The 2,345-nt window shown below is 36.9% G+C and carries 3 protein-coding genes; all 3 read left to right on the forward strand.

Annotation, left to right across the window (positions count from 1 at the left end; translation table 11 throughout):
- On the forward strand, positions 1–167 hold a 167-nt coding region (locus V7147_RS16230; RefSeq protein WP_335368876.1), incomplete at its 5' end, for a HesB/IscA family protein.
- 345 nt (positions 168–512) lie between these two features.
- Positions 513–1,739 carry an NAD(P)/FAD-dependent oxidoreductase gene (locus tag V7147_RS16235; protein WP_335368874.1) on the forward strand — a complete coding sequence of 409 codons (1,227 nt, stop codon included), beginning with the start codon at positions 513–515 and terminating at the stop codon, positions 1,737–1,739.
- Positions 1,740–1,867: 128 nt separating this feature from the next.
- Positions 1,868–2,194, forward strand: a complete 327-nt coding sequence (locus tag V7147_RS16240) for a YuiB family protein (protein WP_335368875.1) — start codon at positions 1,868–1,870, stop codon at positions 2,192–2,194.
- Positions 2,195–2,345: the final 151 nt, after the last annotated feature.

Here is a 2,345-nt window from a genome sequence, read left to right on the forward strand (position 1 = left end):
TCATCAATAAAGAAGATGCCCCGATTTTAACCGGTGTAAAAATAGACTTCAAACAATCCCTTATGGGTGGGGGATTCACCATCGATAATCCGAATGCCATTGCATCATGCGGTTGCGGAAGTAGTTTTAGAACTGCGAAAGTAGCGGGAACACCTGAGAATTGCTAACACAAAAAGTTGGGCTTAGTCACAAGCCTGACTTTTTTTATGTCCCAATATGGCAACTTATAGTCGATGAATTGACATTTTTCTTAAAAATAGCAAAAACTATTGTTTTTTTAATATTCTTAAGCTTAAAAATGCTCTACAAGTACTTGAAATATCAATATAAAAGTCCTATTATAGGATATGGATATTAAATAGTAAAACTTTTTGACAAATGTCGTAATTTTTTATGTCCAATCATGGTATCTTACGTGAAAGATATCACAAACTGTTTAATCAATAAAATTAGGGTTTGTAGTTGAAAATAGGAATAAGATCATTTTTACTGCAAAAAAAGAAAAGGTGGGCGTGATTACAGTGAAAAAGCCAAAAATCGTCGTTTTAGGTGCAGGATACGGTGGATTAACTACAATTGTTAACCTACAAAAAACATTAGGTGTAAACGAAGCTGAGATTACTCTTGTTAATAAAAATGATTACCATTATGAAACAACTTGGTTACATGAAGCTTCAGCAGGAACTTTAACTGCAGATCAAGTACGTTATCAAGTAGAAGACGTAATTAGTGGTCATAAAGTAAAATTTGTAAAAGGCTCTGTAGCAAAGATTGACACCGAAGGAAAACGTGTAATCCTTGAAGATGATTCACAGTTTGAATATGATTATTTAGTTGTTGCATTGGGCGGAGAATCTGAGACATTTGGTATTAAAGGCCTAAAAGAATACGCATTTTCGATTTCAAATGTAAATACAGCTCGTCAAATTAAAGAACATATCGAATATCAATTTGCAACTTATAATACAGAAGAAGAAAAAGATGATACTCGTCTTACAATCGTTGTTGGTGGGGCAGGATTTACTGGAATTGAGTTCTTAGGAGAACTAGTTAACCGCGTTCCAGAGCTTTGCCGTGACTATGATGTTGATCAGAATAAAGTGAAAATCATCTGTGTTGAGGCTGCACCAAATGCATTACCAGGCTTTGACCCTGAATTAGTTGAATATGCAGTAAACCATCTAGAGAAAAAAGGTGTAGAATTCAAAATTGGTACAGCCATCAAAGAAGGCACACCAGATGGAATTATCGTTGGTAAAGATGATGTTACTGAAGAAATTAAAGCTGGTACAGTCGTTTGGGCAGCAGGTGTACGCGGAAACAGCGTAATTGAAGCATCTGGTATAGAAGCAATGCGTGGACGTGTAAAGGTCGACAAACAGCTTCGCGCACCAGGACATGACAATATTTTCTTTGTCGGAGATAGCTCATTAGTTATTAACGAAGAAATCAATCGTCCATATCCTCCAACTGCACAAATTGCCATGCAACAGGGTGCTTTAGTAGCGAAAAACATCGCAGTTCTAGTTCGTGGACAAGGTGAGCTCGGAGAATTTGCGTTCGATAACAAAGGTACAGTTTGTTCACTTGGTGAGCATGATGGAATCGGCGTTGTGTTTGGCAGAAAGATTTGGGGATCAAAAGCAGCATTCATGAAGAAAGTAATCGATAATCGTGCACTCTTCATCGTGGGCGGTGCATCACTAGTTCTTAAAAAAGGTAAATTAAAGTTTTTATAAGATTCGTCTAAAAGGGAATGTGGGGAGACCCGCATTCCTTTTTAGTTTATGTAAAGTAAATTCAATTGACTTAAGTTCCATCCCTTTAGTACACTAGGAAGGGATTTGTTACTAGGAGGTGAGTGGCCATGTCACTCAATTTTTTACCGATTTTATTAATTTCGATGCTGTTGTTTTTTGTATTATTTTTTGGAATTGGATTTATTCTTAATATGCTTTTACGGATGTCGTGGATCATGGCTATTATCTACCCAATTATTGCGGTAGCAATTATTCAAGAGGTTTCCTTTCTCGACTATTTCACTTCACCGGGGAATGCATTTAGCTCTTTAGGTAATAGCATCATGACTTTGGCTCCTTTAGATATTGCGATTTTACTTAGCGGTCTTGCTGGCGCAATTTTATCAGGAGTGGTCATTAAGCTACTTCGAAAAAAAGGATACAGAATGTTCTAGAACCCCTTTTCCATATACTAGTTTTGAATAGAAACGTAAGGTTTTGTAATGAGATTCCTACGTTTCTTTTTTATTGTCTAGCTGTAAGCGCCATCGGCTCGAGTAATAAGCCAATCGCTACGGAAGGTAAAAGGCACCTTCTTTCAGCGCT

Source organism: Bacillus sp. JJ1521 (assembly GCF_036965165.1).
In the GTDB taxonomy this organism is placed as follows: domain Bacteria; phylum Bacillota; class Bacilli; order Bacillales; family Bacillaceae_L; genus Ferdinandcohnia.

Bases quoted from the DNA above. Each gene is read 5' to 3' on its own strand.
- V7147_RS16240 (WP_335368875.1), top strand. From the start codon at position 1,868: ATGTCACTCAATTTTTTACCGATTTTATTAATTTCGATGCTGTTGTTT.